This is a genomic window from Rhodanobacter sp. ANJX3, assembly GCF_014200755.1.
Classification (GTDB): domain Bacteria; phylum Pseudomonadota; class Gammaproteobacteria; order Xanthomonadales; family Rhodanobacteraceae; genus Rhodanobacter.
Genome location: NZ_JACHCM010000001.1, coordinates 588,487 through 606,877, shown reverse-complemented (window position 1 = coordinate 606,877; position 18,391 = coordinate 588,487). Strand labels below are relative to the sequence as shown.

General features: G+C 61.0%; 18 protein-coding genes. 5 read left to right on the top strand and 13 right to left on the bottom strand.

The window, feature by feature from the left end; genetic code table 11:
- The first annotated feature begins 6 nt into the window (after positions 1 to 6).
- Positions 7 to 540 carry a hypothetical protein gene (locus HDE76_RS20680; RefSeq protein WP_255457545.1) on the top strand — a complete coding sequence of 178 codons (534 nt, stop codon included), beginning with the start codon at positions 7 to 9 and terminating at the stop codon, positions 538 to 540.
- Between the two features lie 171 nt (positions 541 to 711).
- On the opposite strand, the gene HDE76_RS02485 is transcribed toward HDE76_RS20680, so the two are convergent.
- Together HDE76_RS02485 and HDE76_RS02480 are read right to left on the bottom strand one after the other, a co-directional pair.
- Positions 712 to 888 carry an integrase core domain-containing protein gene (locus HDE76_RS02485; protein ID WP_255481384.1) on the bottom strand — a complete coding sequence of 59 codons (177 nt, stop codon included), beginning with the start codon at positions 886 to 888 and terminating at the stop codon, positions 712 to 714.
- Between the two features lie 311 nt (positions 889 to 1,199).
- Positions 1,200 to 2,147: a PD40 domain-containing protein gene (locus tag HDE76_RS02480; protein ID WP_184505243.1), complete on the bottom strand. Its 948-nt coding sequence runs from the start codon at positions 2,145 to 2,147 to the stop codon at positions 1,200 to 1,202.
- Positions 2,148 to 2,168: 21 nt separating this feature from the next.
- On the opposite strand from HDE76_RS02480, the gene HDE76_RS02475 reads away from it, so the two are divergent.
- Complete coding sequence (locus HDE76_RS02475) at positions 2,169 to 2,336, top strand: hypothetical protein (protein ID WP_184505241.1); 168 nt, start codon at positions 2,169 to 2,171, stop codon at positions 2,334 to 2,336.
- Positions 2,337 to 2,547: 211 nt separating this feature from the next.
- On the opposite strand, the gene HDE76_RS02470 is transcribed toward HDE76_RS02475, so the two are convergent.
- The 3 genes from HDE76_RS02470 to HDE76_RS02460 all read right to left on the bottom strand — a co-directional run bounded on the left by HDE76_RS02470 (position 2,548) and on the right by HDE76_RS02460 (position 3,784).
- Positions 2,548 to 2,979, bottom strand: a complete 432-nt coding sequence (locus HDE76_RS02470; protein WP_255481383.1) for a BLUF domain-containing protein — start codon at positions 2,977 to 2,979, stop codon at positions 2,548 to 2,550.
- Positions 2,980 to 3,029: 50 nt separating this feature from the next.
- Positions 3,030 to 3,266 carry a hypothetical protein gene (locus HDE76_RS02465; protein ID WP_184505238.1) on the bottom strand — a complete coding sequence of 79 codons (237 nt, stop codon included), beginning with the start codon at positions 3,264 to 3,266 and terminating at the stop codon, positions 3,030 to 3,032.
- A 194-nt stretch (positions 3,267 to 3,460) separates the two neighbouring features.
- Complete coding sequence (locus HDE76_RS02460; RefSeq protein ID WP_184505236.1) at positions 3,461 to 3,784, bottom strand: hypothetical protein; 324 nt, start codon at positions 3,782 to 3,784, stop codon at positions 3,461 to 3,463.
- A gap of 720 nt (positions 3,785 to 4,504) precedes the next feature.
- On the opposite strand from HDE76_RS02460, the gene HDE76_RS20675 reads away from it, so the two are divergent.
- Positions 4,505 to 4,630, top strand: coding sequence for a hypothetical protein (locus HDE76_RS20675; protein WP_255457542.1), 126 nt, complete (start codon positions 4,505 to 4,507; stop codon positions 4,628 to 4,630).
- A 221-nt stretch (positions 4,631 to 4,851) separates the two neighbouring features.
- Here HDE76_RS20675 and HDE76_RS02455 read toward each other — a convergent pair whose 3' ends face one another.
- The 5 genes from HDE76_RS02455 to HDE76_RS02435 all read right to left on the bottom strand — a co-directional run bounded on the left by HDE76_RS02455 (position 4,852) and on the right by HDE76_RS02435 (position 12,000).
- Positions 4,852 to 6,051: an efflux RND transporter periplasmic adaptor subunit gene (locus HDE76_RS02455; protein WP_184505234.1), complete on the bottom strand. Its 1,200-nt coding sequence runs from the start codon at positions 6,049 to 6,051 to the stop codon at positions 4,852 to 4,854.
- A gap of 11 nt (positions 6,052 to 6,062) precedes the next feature.
- Positions 6,063 to 9,269, bottom strand: a complete 3,207-nt coding sequence (locus HDE76_RS02450) for an efflux RND transporter permease subunit (protein ID WP_179476749.1) — start codon at positions 9,267 to 9,269, stop codon at positions 6,063 to 6,065.
- Between the two features lie 276 nt (positions 9,270 to 9,545).
- Entirely contained in the window at positions 9,546 to 9,986 is a 441-nt protein-coding gene (locus HDE76_RS02445) for a MarR family transcriptional regulator (RefSeq protein ID WP_184505232.1), read from the bottom strand.
- Positions 9,983 to 11,425, bottom strand: coding sequence for an MFS transporter (locus tag HDE76_RS02440; RefSeq protein ID WP_184505230.1), 1,443 nt, complete (start codon positions 11,423 to 11,425; stop codon positions 9,983 to 9,985). Before HDE76_RS02440 ends, HDE76_RS02445 begins: the two co-directional genes overlap by 4 nt.
- A gap of 233 nt (positions 11,426 to 11,658) precedes the next feature.
- Positions 11,659 to 12,000 (bottom strand): helix-turn-helix transcriptional regulator, encoded by a 342-nt coding sequence (locus tag HDE76_RS02435; protein ID WP_179476745.1) that lies wholly within the window; start codon positions 11,998 to 12,000, stop codon positions 11,659 to 11,661.
- Between the two features lie 79 nt (positions 12,001 to 12,079).
- Here HDE76_RS02435 and HDE76_RS02430 point away from each other — a divergent pair, with 79 nt between their 5' ends.
- Together HDE76_RS02430 and HDE76_RS02425 are read left to right on the top strand one after the other, a co-directional pair.
- A complete protein-coding gene (locus HDE76_RS02430; protein ID WP_184505228.1) occupies positions 12,080 to 13,174 on the top strand; it encodes an NADH:flavin oxidoreductase/NADH oxidase in 1,095 nt (364 codons plus the stop codon).
- 127 nt (positions 13,175 to 13,301) lie between these two features.
- Entirely contained in the window at positions 13,302 to 14,237 is a 936-nt protein-coding gene (locus HDE76_RS02425; protein ID WP_184505226.1) for a Ku protein, read from the top strand.
- Between the two features lie 7 nt (positions 14,238 to 14,244).
- Here the strand turns inward: HDE76_RS02425 and ligD are convergent, their stop codons facing one another.
- From ligD to HDE76_RS02410, 3 genes are all read right to left on the bottom strand, one after another.
- Entirely contained in the window at positions 14,245 to 16,809 is a 2,565-nt protein-coding gene (ligD, locus tag HDE76_RS02420) for a DNA ligase D (RefSeq protein ID WP_184505224.1), read from the bottom strand.
- A 177-nt stretch (positions 16,810 to 16,986) separates the two neighbouring features.
- Positions 16,987 to 17,778: an ABC transporter permease gene (locus HDE76_RS02415; RefSeq protein WP_184505222.1), complete on the bottom strand. Its 792-nt coding sequence runs from the start codon at positions 17,776 to 17,778 to the stop codon at positions 16,987 to 16,989.
- Positions 17,775 to 18,374 (bottom strand): ABC transporter ATP-binding protein, encoded by a 600-nt coding sequence (locus HDE76_RS02410; RefSeq protein ID WP_184505220.1) that lies wholly within the window; start codon positions 18,372 to 18,374, stop codon positions 17,775 to 17,777. Before HDE76_RS02410 ends, HDE76_RS02415 begins: the two co-directional genes overlap by 4 nt.
- Positions 18,375 to 18,391 lie beyond the last annotated feature (17 nt).

Genomic DNA, 18,391 nt, shown 5'->3' with positions numbered 1-18,391 from the left:
GCACGCATGAACGACGACGAATTCAAGCGATTGACGGAGCAGTTGCTGGCGGTAGTCGCTCGCATGGACCAGCGCGATGACCGGCTGGAACAACGCTTGCCTACTATCATGGAAGAGCAGACCACCCGTTGGTTACGAACAGTCAGCGGTCAGGTCGAGAGCGCGGCGCGGGCGGGTCTGGAACCCTCCTTGGCCGAAGGCCGACAAAAAGTCCAAGGCATCGCCACGGAAGCCGACCAAACCGTGCGGACCTTGCAGACCAACCGTCGCGACTTCGCTTCGATCCTGCGTTGGGTTTGGATTGGGGCGTGTGTTTCGTTGCTGCTTTCCGTGGTTGCCCTGGTCGGGACGTATGAAATGCTTTATGGCCACTACGCCACCCGTTACGACGAATTGAAATCGCAGGTGACCTACCTGGATGCGCTCAATCACTCGGATGTCATGCCGTGCGGTGAGGACCGGTTGTGCGCCCGCATTGACGACAAGGCTCCGCGCTTGGGCGACAAGAAGCAGTATCGGTTGATCGAGCTGCGGCAGTAGCGCGCGCTGTCGGCTGCCGGACGGCCTGTTGAATGATTCGGTCACGTTGTTGGAGATCTGTGGTCAGTAAGTGTGAACACATACAGGCTGAGGTCACCGTCATTGCGTTCGCGGTCTTCGTTCAAGGCCAACGTTTGAGCGTGTGTAATAGCCAAGCACTTCCTGTGCTGGTCAGGCCGCTAAAGCATATGCCTCGGCGGGGGTCTTCATGTCCAGCGCCTGATGGGGGCGACGGTGGTTCAAGAACTGGAGCCATCCGCCAATCATGCGCGTCGCGTGCGGCTGTGTTTCGAAGCGATGCCGATACGCGCACTGCGCCTTCAACGTGCGAATGACATGCTTCACCATGCCGTTGTGCTGCGGGCAGTGCGGTGTGATGTATGCCTATAGCTGCGTACCTGTCGCGTGTAGTGTTGGCCGGTAAAAGGCCAAGCCATTGTGCCCCGAGGGCAGGTTTCGCGCTCGGAGCGCAGCAGGAAGGAACGCCACGGGTCGCTGGCGATAGGCGCGCCCGCTCCGCACTCCAAGTCGAGCAACGAGCTGTTCAGTGGAATGAGCCCATAAACGATCCAACCACTCGCGCTCGTAGAGGTTTCCCTCCCGCAGTCGCGCACTCGCCCACGCAGCTGCGCGTCGCTGCACGTATTCATGAAGGAATCTTACGGCTTCCAATAAGGCGCCTCGATCACTGCAATGCTTGGGCCGTAGCCGATAAGCTTCGGCGTCCTTGCCGAGAACGCGATCCACTTGCCGTCGGGTGACCAGACTGGATGTTGGGTATTCCTATCGAATGGCGTCAATTGCTCGACATGCTGGCCATCGATGGTCGACACGAATGCGGCATAGAACGGTGGCCGCGGACTGCCTTGATTGCTTTCAAAGACAATCCTTGAGCCATCTGGCGACCACTCGGGTGCGCGTCCTTGCATCGTGTTTTGAATGAGCGGGTGAGCCTTGCCGGTGTCGACGGAAACGATCCAAATTTGGTTCAACGTCTGATCGTAGATTTGGGTCTTTTTGGGCTGGGCGGCAACGGCAATCCATTTTCCATCCGGCGAGACTGAAGCCATGCCCGTCATCAGGGCGGGAGTGGTATTTATTCGACTTATGGTGCCGTTACGAATGTCCACCGTGCGCAGGGTGCTGTCGTCGGCGACCATCTCCAAGATTCTCTCGTTGTCTGGAAACCAACTCGGATAGAAGGTGCTTTCACTTTGGAAAGATATCGCGCGTCGGATATGGGTTCCGTCTTTGTCCATCAGCCAAGTCGCGCCCTTGCTGCTCGATTCAGTGCCCGTAAAAGCGATCATGTCACCTCGTGGCGACCAACGCGTGCGCGTCTGTGCAACTGGAATATCGCCAGGCCCCAGGGGCTTCGGCGTGCCTCCCTGGAGGGGCACGCTATTTGTCTTCGATATTCCGCCCGTGAGTGGTTGCCGATCGAAAATCAGGAATTTTCCGTCTGGCGAAAACTGCGGACCGTAATCCGTTCCGGTCGGATCATCGGTGACATTTCTGATGGTCTTATCGGCCGCCCGTGAATCTGACGGATACAACGATGCCAGTAGAAGTGCCGCGGAGATAAATACCCAGAGGGAAACTTTCATCGGTTCATTCCGCCGCACCGAATGGAATTAGTTCGCTGCAAAAATTCTTTTGAGCATGATGGACGTATCGAAGCCGGCCGCACTGCAAACGCGTTGCGCGCCTTTGAGCTGCTGTTGATCAACGTGAGCGTTGGTCATCTGCTGGCACTCATTGGAAGTGCGGTGGAGAAGCCAAACGAAGTTCATTGAGTAAACGCTGTACGCGATGAGCAAACCCAGGCCAATTCTTGCCGTATTTGTCACGTCGCTACCTCGTGAAACGTTTTGGGATCGAGAGAATGCTACTAAATTTTAGGCACAAAAACGCGACCCCGAAGGAGCGGCGCAGAGCGGGGGAGCACCACCGGTCTTGATTAAGAACGTCCGCATCTAAACATGGCGGCCACAGACCACGTTGTATTTACCGCTCGTCGGTCGAAACCGAATCAAGGAACCTCATAAGCTGCCGCATCCCTGGAGAAGCGGCAGAGTGATCTTCGGCCCGGGGTGTCTCACGTGTCCACTGTTCCTGGCTCAGCTGTTGGATGACGCTGCGTGGTGCGTCTCGAAACCCCATGAACCAGTTGCGAAAGAGCCGCTGGGGGATGCGTCGCTGTTCCAGCTCAACCAAGTCGCTGTGAAGCGCTGAGCGACGAATGCGGCCATAGACGTGCTCAATGTCTGCCGGAAGACCTTCAATGTACTGGATAAACTGGTTGCCGCCGAACAGCAGCACGCCAGTCACCCCTCTCTGCGAATTGAAACTGCGAGAGTCCATCAATAGTCGGTCGAGATCGAGAGGCACCGTGGGGTGGGTCGATCGGCTCATGTATACAACGCCAACCAAATCCATACGATCGCTCAACTAGTGGGTAACTTTCAGTCGCCTATAGTGACCCGTGCTCATAAAGCTGGCAATGCCGGCAAACCGCGATGTTTCAGCGAGTGACTCGTGACCGTTACATTGAGCGGCTCATTCTTGAGCTCGGTTCGTTGCTTCGCCGCATCAATGACTTTTTGTGTGAACGCTATCGGCTCTGCCGCCTGGCTGTTGGTGCCCTTGAAAGTCATGGCCGCATCCGCCAACCCGTCTTGCTTTGGTTCGCGATCAAACTCCGTCCCGCGATAGGCGATGATCACCTCTTTGGTGTCTTTATGTTGATATGCCGTCGCCTGAAAGCCCGTCTCAGGGTCGTCAAAATGATCGGGCGGCCGTTAGGTCACGCCATCAAGTTTGACTTCTCTATACGTCACGCCCTCCGGCCCACGGCTCTCGACCATGGGATCCTTATAGGCGTCTTGGCTCAACAACGCATAGTCTGTTGAGCGCATGTTCATTGGAAATTCTCTCTGGCCGTAAACGTGACGGAGAACGTGTTGGCGGGGGCCTTAAATGCGGACCGATCAGCATCGCCGATGTCTACGCCAGTTAGCTTTGGGTTGGTGAAGTTCTGGTTTGAAAAGTAGTGTTCTGCCTTCTTGTGCGCGACGACGTCCTCTCCTTCGATGCCGGTCGTGACCGTGCTTTTGTTCACGCGCAAATAGCCTGAAAACGCGGTGAGCTTCCCATGGAAAACGCCTTGCCCGTAGTAGTCCTCATCGACCAGTTGATCGGTATAGATCTCACCTCGATACGAGTTGTCTTCGACCTTCGGCATGTGAATAGGAACGGTTTTATCAGGAGCAATCGTGGCCCCGCTTCGCGGCGTTCGTCATAGGTGCTTCTCAGACGCGAACGCGCTGAAGGCGCACACGGTTGATCGGCGTCGAAGTCGAAGGGGTAGCCGTTGCCAGACGCCGAGTACCTCGTTCCTGGAAGGCTTGCTTATCTGCGTTTCGCCCATGGGATGGTATCGACGTGATGCATGTCACCATCACCGTGCTCCGTGCGTCGGTGTTTCGAGTGTGCCCCTATAGCGGCACGGTAAAAAACCAAGGGCTGCACATTCAGAAATATCCGCAAGCGAAGCGTGATGAAAGCTGCCGTCCATGGCTGAGGCCAGGTGACCACGGCCATGGTGCTTCTTACCAACAGGCGATGGAGATAGGCCGCGCGTCGGTATCGGTAGAAGCGTGGCTCGTACACGCTTGTGCTCAAGGCGCGTAACGCGATGCCGGGCATGGTCCGTGCGACGCGTAGTCCTAGGCCTACAAGCGACAACTGCGCTCCCTGATACTCGACGCTCTTGCTGCGGCGCAAACTTAAACTGCTCCGCGCATTCGGCCGGGTATGACAGCGTTTGGTAGTAGCCGATGCGGCAACGTCAAATAGAGCTGACAACCGGCTAATTCTTTCCGATGCGGGATGCCTCATGCTTGAAATCCGACCAGCACGTAAAGGCTTCATCGTGTTCGATACCGATGAACAGGAACCCATCATGCGATTCGACAATCGGGCCGACGCCACCGACCTGGTGGCGGAGCTGGTGATGGCCGAATCTCGGGAGCAGCTGCAGGCGTGGCAGTCGCCTCAGGCACGAAAAAAGTTTTATCTCGTGCGCTAGGCGATTAATTGGTCAGCTTTCCAGCCGCCCGTCGACTGGTCTAGCATCGTCGATCGCCAGGAATGAGGCATCGTAAAATTGGCTGGGCCAGATCGGTTTTCGAATGCATGCCCAGTGACTTACCAGCTCAAGTGCGACGCCCTACTGTCGTTGTCTGGTTGAAAGTCGTCGACGGAGGATTCATCCAAAACTCCACGCGACGCTGCTGGGGATCGGCGCCATCAGTGGGCTTCTTTCTTTCTTGCATCATCTGCACTTTTTCCATCCTTGGCGATATCCACTTGTTCGCCTTCATACAGCGAATCCGGCGGGCTCAGCACAATGCGTGATTGGGCATCGATGCCTTCGGTGATTTCCACCGTGCTGCCGAAGTCTCTTCCGATGGTGACGGGCTGCAGATGGATGTGGTTCTGCGCGTCGACCAGGGCCACGCGCAGGCCTTCGCTGCGGAAGAGCAGGGTATTGGCCGGGATGATCACGTTATGTGTGGCGCTTGAGACGCCGAGTTTGACGTTGGCGTAGACGCCAGCGACGAGCGACTGGTCGGCGTTGTCCAGGTCGATTTCGGTGCGTAGCGTTCGGCTGTTCGCATCCAGTGCGTCGGCGGTGCGCGCTACCGTGCCGGTGACCGGCTTGTCGCCAAAGCTGCTGACCGACACTTGCACGGGCATCCCTACGTGCACGCTGCCGGCGTAGATTTCCGGCACGTTGACGAAGACGCGCAGCTTCGACGTGTCGGCAATCACGAACAGGTTGCTACCGGTGGAGCCGGCGTCGACCAGTGCGCCGACGTCGAGGTTGCGCTGGGTGATGACCCCGTCGAACGGCGCGTTGATGTATTTGAACTGTTCCATGTTTTCCAGTCGGGCGACGTTCGAACGATCCGCCTCGACGGTGGCGAGGCTAGCGCGCGCCTGCGAGTCGTACTGATCGCCGGTCTGCTTGGCGACCAATCCGGTCGCGACCAGCTGGTCGTAGCGCGTGGCGGTCACCTGCGCAAACTTGGCGTTCGCCTCATCGCTGCGCATCTGCGCCTGACCTTGGCTGAGCTGATTGTCGACGTCGGGCGTATCGAGGTCGGCCAGCCGCTGACCTTTCTTCACCTTGGTACCGATGTCGACGTACCACTTGGCGACGTAGCCGGTGGTGCGTGCGTAGATCTGCGCGTCCTGCCAGGACGATACCGTGCCGGGCAGGCTCACCGTTTGATCGCCCGGTGCCGCCTTCGGTGTGAGTACAGCGACTGTCGGCGTGGCGTCGCGGTTGGTTTCGTCGGCGAGTTGGTGATGCGCGTGCAGCCGCTCGACGATGCCGTAGACGGCGAGCACGACGAGTATCAGCGCCAGAATGATGAGCACCAGCCGTGCGCGGTGCGTCGAACCCGGCGGCTGGCGAAGTGGTGAGCTGGAATGATCGGGCATGGGTCGGTATCTCAGTCGGCAGCCGCATGCTGGCGCGCCTGATGGCGCCGATGCAGCAGGCTGAAGAACGTGGGGACAAAGAAGAGTGTGGCTGCGGTAGCCAGCAGCAGGCCGCCGATCACGGCGCGGCCCAGCGGAGCATTCTGTTCGCCGCCTTCGCCAAGGCCAAGCGCCATCGGCACCATGCCAATGATCATGGCGAAGGCCGTCATCAGCACGGGGCGGAAGCGACCGTAACCCGCTTCGATCGCGGCTTTTACCGGGTCATCGTGATGCGCCAGCCGTTCGCGCGCAAAGCTGATCACCAGGATCGAGTTGGCGGTCGCCACGCCCATGCACATGATCGCGCCCATCAGCGCGGGCACGGACAGCGGCGTGTGCGTGAGGAAGAGCATCCAGACCACGCCCGCCAGCGCGGCGGGCAAGGCCGCAATCACGATCAGCGGATCGATCCAGGTTTGAAAGTTCACCACGATCAGCAGATAAACCAGCCCGATCGCAAACAGCAGTCCACCGATCAAACCGCGATACGACTCGCCCATGGTTTCCACCTGGCCACGTACGGTGATGTCCGAGTCGCGCGGCAAGTGTTTTGATGCTTCGTCGACGATCTTCTGTACGGCGCTGCCTACGCTGCCCAGATCGGTCTGGTCCACCGACCCAAACAAATCCAGCGCCGGTCGGGTGCTGTAGTGCGATACCACGGCGGGACCGGCGCTGCGCGAGAAGGTGGCCACGTTCTCGAGTATCTGACCTGCCGTGCCGCCGGCTGGAGCGCTCGTACTGCTGGCGCCGTTCACCGTAGCGCCTGTGGCACCGCTGGCGCTAGTAATCGACAGGGTTTTCAGATCCTGCAGGGTATCGAGCCGGTACTGCGGCGTCTGCGTGGCGATGGTGTAGCTGACGCCGGATTTGGGATCGACCCAATAGGTGGGACTGACCTGCGAAGAGCCTGCCAGCGCGGTGAGCAGATTGCTGGCGACGTCCTGCTGGGTCAGACCGACCAGGTTGGCGCGAGTGCGATCGACGTTGACGTTGATCTGCGGCAAATTCTGCGCCTGTTGGATATGCAGGTCGACCAGGCCTGGCACATGCGCCAGCTTGCCCAGCAGATCGTTGGCGATCTTGGACGCCGTCTCGGGATTGTGCCCGGTAACCTGCACGTCGATGGGCGCGGGCGAACCGAAGTTGAGGATCTGCCCGATGATGTCTGCTGCGAGAAACGAGAACGTCACGCTGGGATATTTCTGACGCAGCTCCTGCCGCAGCGAGCGCACGTAGTTGGCCGTCGGATGATGATCGTCGTTCAAGGTGACAAAGATGTCGCCATCGGAGGTGCCGATAACGCCGGTGTTGCTGTACGAAAGGTTGATGCCGCTATAAGGCAGGCCAAGCGTATCGACCACGCTGCTGAGCTCCGCTTTGGGCACCGTCTGACGGATGACATTCTCGATGCCGTCGGCCAGCCGCGCCGTTTCCTCGATGCGCAAGCCCGTCGGCGCATGGAAGTGCAGCTTGATCTGGCCACCGTCCACGTAGGGAAAGAAGTCGCGGCCCAGCCAGGGCACCAGCAGCGCGACCGACAGCGCGCATGACGCAAAGAACAGAACGGCAAACAGTCCGCGATGCGACTCGGCCGTTTCCAGCGCGCGACGATAGCCCCCGCGCGTGCTTTCGAAGCGACGTTCGAAGCCCGCCTGGAAACGGCTGAGGCGACCGCTGGGCTGCGCGTGGTGGTCGTGTTTTTTCAGCCAGTACAGCGACAGCGTCGGTACCAGGGTTCGCGACAGCACATACGAGGCCAGCATCGCAAAGACCACCGCTTCGGCCAGCGGCGCGAAAAGGTATTTGGCGACGCCGCCGAGAAAGAAGATCGGCACAAAGACGATACAGATCGACAGCGTCGAAACCAGCGCCGGCACGGCGATCTGATGCGCGCCTTCCAGGATCGCGTCGTAGACCTCCTTGCCTTCCTCCAGATGCGAGTTGATGTTTTCGATGGTCACGGTCGCATCGTCGACGAGGATGCCGACCGCCAGCGCCAGGCCGCCGAGCGTCATGATGTTGATCGTTTCGCCCAACGCAGAGAGTGTGATGATCGAGGCGAGAATCGACAGCGGAATCGAGATGGCGATGATCAGGGTGGAGCGCCAGGAGCCGAGAAACAGCAGAATCATCAGGCCCGTTAGCGCTGCGGCGATGACGCCTTCGCGGATCACGCCGGATATTGCCGCACGCACGAACAGCGACTGGTCGGCGATCGGTTTGATCTGCAGGTTTTCAGGAATGGCGGCGCGAATGCGCGGCAGCATGTTGCGCAGCGAGTCGACGATATCGAGGGTGGAGGCATTGCCGATTTTCAGGATGGACATCAGCACCGCACGCTGCCCGTCCACCCGCACGATATTGGTTTGAGGCGGCGAGCCGTCGTGCACGTGCGCCACGTCGCGGATATAGGTGGTGATGCCGTTGACGGTGTGGATAGGCGCGTTGTTGAGATCGCTGATCTGCTGCGGACTGCCGTTGAGCCGCACGCTGTATTCGATATCGCCGACTTTTTCGGTGCCGGCCGGCAGAATCAGATTCTGCGCGCCAATGGCCGTCACCACATCACTGGGCGCCAGCCCGTGCGACAGCAATGCCTGCGGGTTTAGATCCACCTGGATCTGCCGCTGCTTGCCGCCATAAGGGTAGGGCGTGGCTGCGCCGCGTACCGACGTGACAAAGGTACGCACGATCTGGTTGGCGTCATCGAAGATGGTGGATTCGGAAAGCTCTTTCGACGACAGCGCAAACTGCAAAATGGGCACGGTGGAAGCGTTGTAGACGATGATCAGCGGCGGCGTGGTGCCCTGCGGCATGGATTTGACCGCCGACTGCGCCACGGCGGTGATCTGCGCAATGGCCATGTCCACGTTGACGTTCGGCTGAAAAAACACCTTCACCAGACCGACGCCGTTGAGCGACTGGGTCTCGGTGTGTTCGACGTCGTTCACGGTAGTCGTGAGCGAACGCTCGAAACCGGTGACGATGCGGTTGTTCATGTCATCGGCGGGCAGGCCGGTGTACTGCCACACGACCGACACCACCGGGATATTGATGTTCGGGAAAATATCGGTCGGGGTACGCAGGATTGCCAGGGGCCCGAGAATCAGTAGCAGCAACGCCAGAACGATGAACGTGAGCGGGCGCTCGAGCGCAATTTTGACAATCCACATAGGCGTCTTGGTCCGTCGATCACTCGCGCGGCGTATAGCCTGTGCGCAGCGTATGGTTCACTGAAGACCGGAATAGTAGCGTGGGCCGTTTCTTTAATTTCTTAGTGCAACAAGCGCGCGCGGCCTATCCGCAGGAAACCTCGAAATATGACAGGTGTATCGGCAGTTATTACGACGCGTATTCAAATTTACCTTTTGTGTATCAGTCACTTGTCGTGTTTGGTCCGATACGCAGCGGCACACAACGCGTTTGATGAAACATTTTTTACCCAGTGGTCAGCGCGCTGCGCGATCGATGCGCTCCAGGATACGGCGCAGATGGGCCAGATCGGTTTTGGACAGATCGTGCACGCCCGGCGGGGCATCGTCGCGCACGGTGCGTCGGACCAAGTCGATCATCTGCTTGCCTGCGCCGGTGAGTGATACCAGCTTGGCGCGCTTGTTTTCCGGATGCGGGTAGCGTTCGACCAGGCCGCGCGTTTCCAGATCGTTGACCGCGACGGTGGTGGCGGGCGCATCGCTACCGGTCGCCTCGGCCAGCTGGGTCAGTGTCATCGGTGCATCGAACAGTCGCCGCAGCACGCGCGTGCGGCTGAAGGGCAGGCCGGTGACTTCGCTGACTTTTCGACGCCATTCGCCGCGGGTTTCCCAGACCAAGCCGACCATCATCTGCCAGAGTTGGTCCGCTTCGTTGCTGCGTTGGGCCGGCGCGGTCATGCTGCCGCTCCGGTCGGTGCCTCTTCCAGCAGATGCGCGGCGTGGCGGGTGGTGTCTTTTGCCCAGGACGTATTGGACAGCCACGCGAGAAAGAGCACAGTTACCCCGCCGCCGGTGATCATCCACCAGAACGGATGCGACGCTTCGGCAAAACCGTTATGCACGTGTCCGGCGAGGATGGTACCGGCCAACGCAACGCCGAGGGAGGCACCGATCTGCCGGCTGGTGGATGCGACCGCGGCGGCCAGTCCGGCTTGTGCCTTGGGCATGCCGGATACGGCGGTATTGGTGATCGGCGCATTCACCATGCCGAAGCCGATGCCGAAGATCACGTACGTCAGCAGCAGAAAGGGCAGCGGTGTGGTCGCCGTCAGCTGCGTCATCATCAGTGCGCTGACGACCGTTGCGGTGCCCGAGGCCAGTAGCGAAGGCCGCGTGCCGTAGGTGCCGACCAGCCGCCCGGAAAGCGGCGAGCAGAGAATCGTCGCCAGTGCCAGCGGCAAGGTGCACAAGCCGGTATGGAAGGCCGACAGGCCACGTACTTCCTGCAGGTACAGCGCATTGAGAAAGAGGAAGCCGGAGAACGCCGAGAAACTGCAAATCGCGATCAGGGTGGCGCTGCTGAAGGGCGCGCTGCGGAAGAACCGCACGTCGATCAGCGGCTCGTGGCGACGCGGTTCGTAAACCAGCAGTGCGATCAGCGAAAGCGCGGCGGCGGCGAACAGGCCGATGATCGTGGTCGAGCCCCAGCCGTCATGCGGGCCCTCGATCACCGCGTACGTCACCGAGGCCAGAATGACGAGCACCAACAACTGTCCCACCGGATCGACGCGCCGCGCCCGCGGCGCCTTGGACTCGGGAATATAGCGAGCGGCCAGTAGCATCGCCGCGGCGCCGATAGGCAGGTTCACCCAGAAGATCGAGCGCCAGCCGACGCTTTCGGTGAGCGCGCCGCCGATCACCGGACCCAGCGCCATCGACACACCGGCGACGGCACCCCACACGCCGATGGCTCGTGCGCGCTGTTTCGGTTCGGTAAAGGTGTTGGCGATGATCGACATGGCGACCGGATTGAGCATCGTGGCGCCGAGCGCCTGCACGATGCGAAACGCGACCAAGCCGTGGATGTTCGGCGCCACGCTGCACAGCAGCGAGCCCAGCATGAACAGCGCCATGCCCAGCTGGAACACGCGGCGGCGCCCGAAGCGGTCGGCCATCGAGCCGGCCAGCATCAGCAGGCTGGCGACCACCATGGTGTAAGCGTCGATAACCCACTGCAGCCCCGATACCGACGCGGCGAGATCGTGCCGGATCGAAGGCAGCGCCACGTTGACGATGGTGGCGTCCATGGCGACCATCAGCAGGCTCAGGCAGCAGATACCGAGAATGAGATTGGGGTGGCTGTTGGCCCGTCGGGCGTCGCCAATAGTTGTATTCATACAACTATTGTTGATTAACAACTATCGCCTGTCAACGTTCGAGCTTTACCAAGAAGGCGCGCCCATTGCGCCTGCCACGACGCGCGCGCATCGGATCGCCTGCAATGGTGGTTCGAGCTTGTCGCGACCGCCAAGGCAGATAACCGCCATCTGGCGCTCAACCGAGGACAGTTATCGGAAGACAGCGCGCGAAAGCTCAGTCTCATTCGCCAACGTGCGTTGCCAGCAGGGTGTCAATGCGTAGCCTTTTGTTCTTCGGCCGGAGAGCCGCCGTCCGACGCCTGCGCGAGAATCGCCTCGAGCAGGCCTGGAAAACGCGCATTGAGTTCGCTGGCGCGCAGCGTGTTCTGGTGCACGGTGCCGGCGGCGCGCGTGTGCACCAGACCGGCATCGCGCAGGATACGGAAATGGTGCGACATGCTCGACTTGGGCCGGCCGCCGTCGAGTTCGCCACAGGTGGCGGCTTCCACGCGCGCGAGGTGGCGAACGATCTCCAGCCGCGCGGGATCGCTGAGCGCATGAAAAATGCGCTCCAGCGTTAATTCATCGGCATTGGGATGTTTGTACGGGCGCATGCGGCAAATGGTACGTCTTTTGACGATCGCTCGATAGTTCGACTATTATCGAACATTGGTAACTGAATCGGAAACTCCCATGCCTTCACTGTTCGAACCGTTCAAGCTGAAAGATGTCACCTTGCGCAATCGCATCGCCGTGCCGCCCATGTGCCAGTACTCGGCCGAGGACGGGTTGATCAACGATTGGCACCATGTGCATCTGGCCGGCCTGGCGCGCGGCGGCGCCGGCCTGTTGATCGTCGAGGCCACGGCGGTCTCGCCCGAGGGGCGTATCACCCCGGGATGCACCGGCATCTGGAACGACGCGCAGGCGCAGGCATTCGTACCCGTCGTGCAGGCGATCAAGGCAGCCGGCGCCGTGCCCGGCATCCAGATTGCCCATGCCGGTCGCAAGGCCAGCGCCAACCGGCCCTGGGAAGGCGACGATCACATCGCGGCCGACGACGCGCGTGGCTGGGACACGATCGCCCCGTCGGCGATCGCCTTCGGCGCCAACCTGCCGAAGGTTCCCAAGGCGATGACGCTGGATGATATTGCGCGCGTGCGCGCCGATTTCGTGGCGGCGGCCAAGCGCGCGCGCGACGCCGGCTTTGAATGGTTGGAACTGCATTTCGCCCATGGTTATCTGGGCCAGAGCTTCTTCTCGACGCACTCCAATCAGCGCGACGATATCTACGGCGGCAGCCTGGAAAACCGCAGCCGCTTTCTGCTGGAAACCCTGGCCGCCGTGCGGGAAGTGTGGCCCGAACATCTGCCGTTGACGGCGCGCTTCGGCGTGATCGAGTACGACGGGCGCGACGAAGAGACCCTGGCCGAGTCGATCGAGCTGACCAAGGGTCTGAAGCAGCGCGGATTGGACATGCTCAGCGTCAGCATCGGCTTCTCCACGCCGTCGGCCAAAATTCCGTGGGCGCCGGCCCTACTGGCGCCAATCGCCGAGCGAGTGCGTCGCGAAGCCGGCCTGCCGGTGTCGTCGGCGTGGGGCTTCGGCACGCCGGAGCTGACGCAGGCCGCGGTTCAGAACAACCAGCTCGATCTGGTGATGATCGGCCGCGCGCATCTGGCCGATCCGCACTGGCCGTACAAGGCTGCGCTCGCGCTGGGCATCGAGCGCCCGTCATGGACGTTGCCAGCGCCCTACGCGCACTGGCTGGAGCGCTACTCGGCCTGAACCTTCGGTTCGCCTCACTCCCGGCTACTGGCCGCTTCGACGAGTAGCCGGTAGCGTGGCGTGCGCATGTCACAGCCGGTTCACGCGCTTGTCCTTTAACTCGTAGGACATCATGCGGAGATCGGCCATGGCGCGTCCTATCTGGACTGGTACTTTGTCGTTTGGACTGTTGAATGTGCCGGTCTCGCTGATGACCGGCTCGCGTTCGGTCGACCTGCATTTTCGAATGCTCGACAGCCGCAGCAAAACCCCGATTCGCTACGAGCGGGTCAACGCGGAAACCGGCGACGAAGTGCCGTGGAAAGACATCGTCAAAGCCTTCGAATACAAGAAGGGCAGCTACGTGGTGCTGGAAAAGGACGATCTGAAATCCGCCGCCTCCGAAGGGCGCGAAACGGTGGAAGTGGAGGCCTTCGTGGATGCCGATTCCATCGGCCCGGAGTATTACGAAAAGCCGTATATCCTCGTGCCGGGCAAGAAAGCCGAGAAAGGCTATGTGCTGCTGCGCGAGACGCTGAAGCGCACCGGCAAGATCGGCATCGCACGCGTGGTCATACGCACGCGTGAATACCTGTCTGCAGTGATGCCGAAAGACCACGCGCTGGTGCTGATGATTCTGCGTTTTCCGCAAGAGCTGGTCGATGTGTCGGAATACACGATTCCGGAAGGCAACGTATCGAAGTATCGAATCGCGCCGAAGGAGCTCGACATGGCAGAGAAGCTGATCGAGTCGATGTCGGGCGAATGGAAGCCGGGTGATTTTCGCGACGAATTTCGCGAGCGGCTGCAGAAGGTGATCGCCAAACGGATGAAGTCCAAAGGCCTGGTGACGCCGGCCAGTGACGATGCCGAGGCCGACGACGCGTCGGAGAATACGTCCACCAATGTAGTGGACTTCATGGCGCTGCTGGAAAAAAGCCTGGCCTCCAACAAGCGTACGCCGGCCAAAAAGCATGGCACGAGCGCCGCCAAACCCGCTGCAAAAAAGGCCACGAAGAAAGCTTCGCCTGCGAAGAAGGCTGCCAAAAAAATCACCATGAAGGTCGTGCGAAAGGCCGGCTGATGACCAGCTATTTTTTTCGCGACTTCGCCAAATGTTTCAGGACTGCGGGCAGGTCCTGCTTGATCGTCGTCAGCGCCTTCCACGGATCGCTGCGCAATTTGGCCAGCCGTATCGGGATGGTCTTGATCGTAAACGCCGCGCCGCTTTTGATCTTGCCCAGTTCTTCCCAGCGCAGAGGCGTGGCTACCGGCGCACCGGTCCGGGCGCGCAGCGAGTAGGACGCCACGCTGGTGGCGCCGCGACCGTTGCGCAGGTAATCGACGTAGATTTTCCCACCGCGTTGGGTCTTGGTCGCGGTGGCGACGAACTCCAGCGGATGCGCCCCGGCCAGGCTGTTGGCGAATGCCTCGGCAAATGCCCGCACCGTCGCCCATGCGCAGCTCGGTTTCAGCGGCACCAGCACATGCAATCCCTTGCCGCCGGTGGTACGTACCAACGACTCGAGCCCCATCTGAGCAAGCAGCTTTCGCACCAGGCGCGCTGCGGCAACCACGCGATCCCAGAATACGTTCGGCCCGGGATCGAGATCGAACACGATGCGATCGGCACGATCCGCATCGGCTACGGTGGTTCCCCACGGGTGAAACTCCAGCGCGCCGAACTGCACCAGTTCGATGATCGACGTGGCGTTTTCCGGATAGATGTAAATCGCTTGGGCGCCGGACTCCTCTTTCAGCTTGGCCGTGCCCACGCGGTGCAGGCCCTGAATCAGGTGCTTCTGAAAAAAGCAGGCTTTGGCCGTGCCTTCGGGGCAGCGGATTACCGAGGTCGGTCGGTTAAGCACGCCGGGAAGAAACCAGTCCATCACCTTGGCGTAGTAATCGACGACGTCCTGTTTGGTGATCGCTTCATCGGCGTAAACGACGCGATCGGGATGCGTGATGGCGATGGCATCGGTTGGATTTTTGGCGGCTGTCTTTTTACCTGTTTTACGTGGCGTGGATGTCGCCGAAGCATCGCGATCGGAATCGCGCAGATCGGCAGGCGCTTTGTCCGGGCGCAGCGTTTTGAGACTGGTTTGGCGCAGCAGAGTGTGATTGCCGATGCCGCGATAAAACACCTCGGCCACCACGCGGGGTTTGATCCACAGCGCGCCCCGCAGCTGCGGATCGATGGCTGCCAGCGGCATCGGCGGTTTTTTCGCGCCGCCGGTCGCCAGCGATCGCGTCAGATCGCCTAGCTGTGTGTCGGTAAAGCCTGTGCCGACGCGACCCACATAGATCCAGCCGCGCGCGGTGTCGGGATCGGGTCTTGCCAGCAGGAGCGAACCGAAACCGGTGCGGCTGCCCTTGGGCTCGGTATAGCCCACCACGGCGAACTCGTCGCTCTCCAGCCGTTTGATTTTCAGCCAATCGTCGCTGCGGCCGGAGCGGTACCCGCTGTTCGCGCGTTTGGAAACGATGCCCTCGAGCTTTTGCTTGTTGGCCATCGCCAAGGCCGCTTCGCCGTTGCCGACGCTGTGGCTGCTGAAGGCTAAGGGATGCGAAGCGTGGGCAAGGACACGCTTGAGCAGCGCCTTGCGATCGCTCAGCGTAGCGCGTGTCAGGTCCGTGCCTTCGAAGTAGGGCAGATCGAACAGCATGTACGCGAGCGGCTTCTGCGCATCGCCGGACAAGGTTTTCTGCAGCCCGTTGAAATCGCTGTGGCTTTTTTCATCGAGTGCGATCAGCTCGCCATCGAAGTGCGCGGAGGATAGCCCCAGCGCTTCGATCGCTTGGACGATTTCCGGCAGCCGGTCATTCCACGGCAGGCCGTTGCGCGACCACAGGTGCACTTTGCCATCGGCGATGGTGGTGAGAATCCGGTAGCCGTCCCATTTGACCTCGTGAATCCATTCGCTGCCCGTGGGCGGATGCTCACGCAGCTTGGTCAGCTGCGGCTTGAAGAAGTCGGCGTTCGGTGGCGACCTGATGGCGCCGGGGAGGGCGGCAGCGAACTTGGCCAGCGTTGATCGTGCCGCGGCTTTCGGCTTGGGCACGGCCTTTTTTTTTGCCACTGATTTTTTCGCAGCCGCTTTGGACATCGTCGTTTTCGCTGCCTTCAGCGTGCTTGCCTTCATGGTCGCGTCGAGTAGATCGTCGGCGTCGATATCCGCAGCGAAAGCGTCCTTGGCCTTGACGAGAAACCACGACGGCTGGCGCTCCTTGCGACCGCTGCGAATCAGGTGCCAGCGGCCCTTGAGTCGCTGGCCGAACAGCTCGAACTCGAGATGGCCTTTTTGCAGCTGGGCTTCGGGGTCGCCCTGGGTCGACCACACGCCCTTGTCGAACTGATCGACATGACCTTTGCCGTAACCTTCGGCGATGTCGCCCTGAAAATCGGCGTAGGCGATGGGGTGATCCTCGACTTCGACAGCGAGCCGTTTGACCGAGGGATCGAAGCTCGGGCCCTTCGGCACCGCCCAGCTTTTCAACGTATCGCCCACCTGCAGCCGGAAATCGAAGTGGCGGCTGCTGGCGTGATGAAGCTGCACCACAAAAATCGCGCGACTTGCGTTGTTCTTCGCTGCGTCGGCACGGGGCTCGGATGTCTTGGTGAAGTCGCGTTTGCGCTGGTAGTCGCGAAGACTCATGCAGGCTCCGTCGAGGATACGATGTGGAGTGTTGCAATCCATACGGCGGCGGCTCGACCGAAGACGCTTTCTCTTGGCCGCCGCTTACCCGCAACGTGCGCCTGCCGCCGTCAAACGCGGGTGAGCGGGCGCCAGGATGCATGAAACGGTCGCGCGCCGCCGCGCGCGATCAACTCTTCAGCGCAGATGATCCAGTCGCAGGCGCTGGCGATGGTCGGTCAGTCGCCACGCGGCGGCATAGGCCACCGCCACGGCGACCAGGCCGCTGGCGCCGGACAGCAGAAACATCAGCAGGATCTGGTACTTCACCGCCTCGATCGGATCGAGCCCTGCCAGGATCTGGCCGGTCATGATGCCGGGCAGGGTAATGATGCCGGCGGCCGACATCTGGTTGATGATCGGCAGCATGCCGCGGCGAATCGAGCCGCGAATCAGCGAAGCCATCGCCGCCCAGTACGAGTGGCCGAGCATCAGCCGCGCCTCGATGCCGGGCTGTGCGGCTTCCATGCCGCCGAGCACGCCGTCGAGCGCGATGCTTCCCGCGTTCAACACGCTGCCCAAAATGATGCCGACCAGCGGGATGGCGTAGTGCGGATCGAACCAGGGATCGGGCCGTATCGCGGTGATCAGTGCGAACACGCTGGCCAAGGTCGCGGCGCCCGCCACGCTGACCAGGCCGATCAAATAATTCTGTCCGTGGATGAGCGACCGATCGGGCCGCGCGGCGACTTCGCGCGCAGCGACCAGCACCATCAGCATCACGATAACGGAGGTCGCGATCGGACTGTCGAGTGCGAACACGAATTTCAGCACGTAGCCGATCATGACCAACTGCACGACCATGCGCGCCGCGGCGAGGGCGATCTGCCGATGCAGGCGCAGGCGCAGAGCGATCGACAGCCCGATATCGACGATCACCAGCGAGGCGGCGATGCTGAGATCGAGCGGTTGCAGCAGGATGGTTTTCATGCGGCCACCGCCTTTCCGCCGGCGATATGCAGTGTCTGCTGACCCATGCGCGCGGCCTGCGCGGCATCGTGCGTTACCAGTACCAGGATCAGCCCACGCGCAAGCTCCTCGGCAAGCAGCGACTCCACCGCGGCCACGCTGTCCTGATCCAGCGAAGCGGTCGGTTCGTCCAGCAGCAGCGCGGTCGGCCTTGTCACCAACGCCCTAATCAGCGCGAGCCGCTGTCGTTCGCCGGACGAAAGGCGCAGCACCTGACGTTCGAAAATATCGCTTGGAAGCCGCAGTCGATCGGCGAGCGGTCGAGCGTTGGTCATCGTCGCTTCGGCAAAGTGCTCTTGCACCGTGGTCGCCCACCAGCCGGCTTGCGCCGGCACCAGCATCACGCGCTGTCGCCATGTCGACGCCGACATCGCGCGGCGATCGATGCCTGCCAGCGACAGCTCGCCTTCCGCCGGGTCCATGTCGGCCAGCATGCGCAGCAGCACGCTCTTCCCCGAGCCGGACGCACCGGTAACACAGAGGCATTGGGCAGCCTCGATCGACGCATTGAACGGCCCGGCCCAGGTGTTGCGCAGCATGTGCATGCGTAGAGTCATGGTTCGATCGGCCTGTT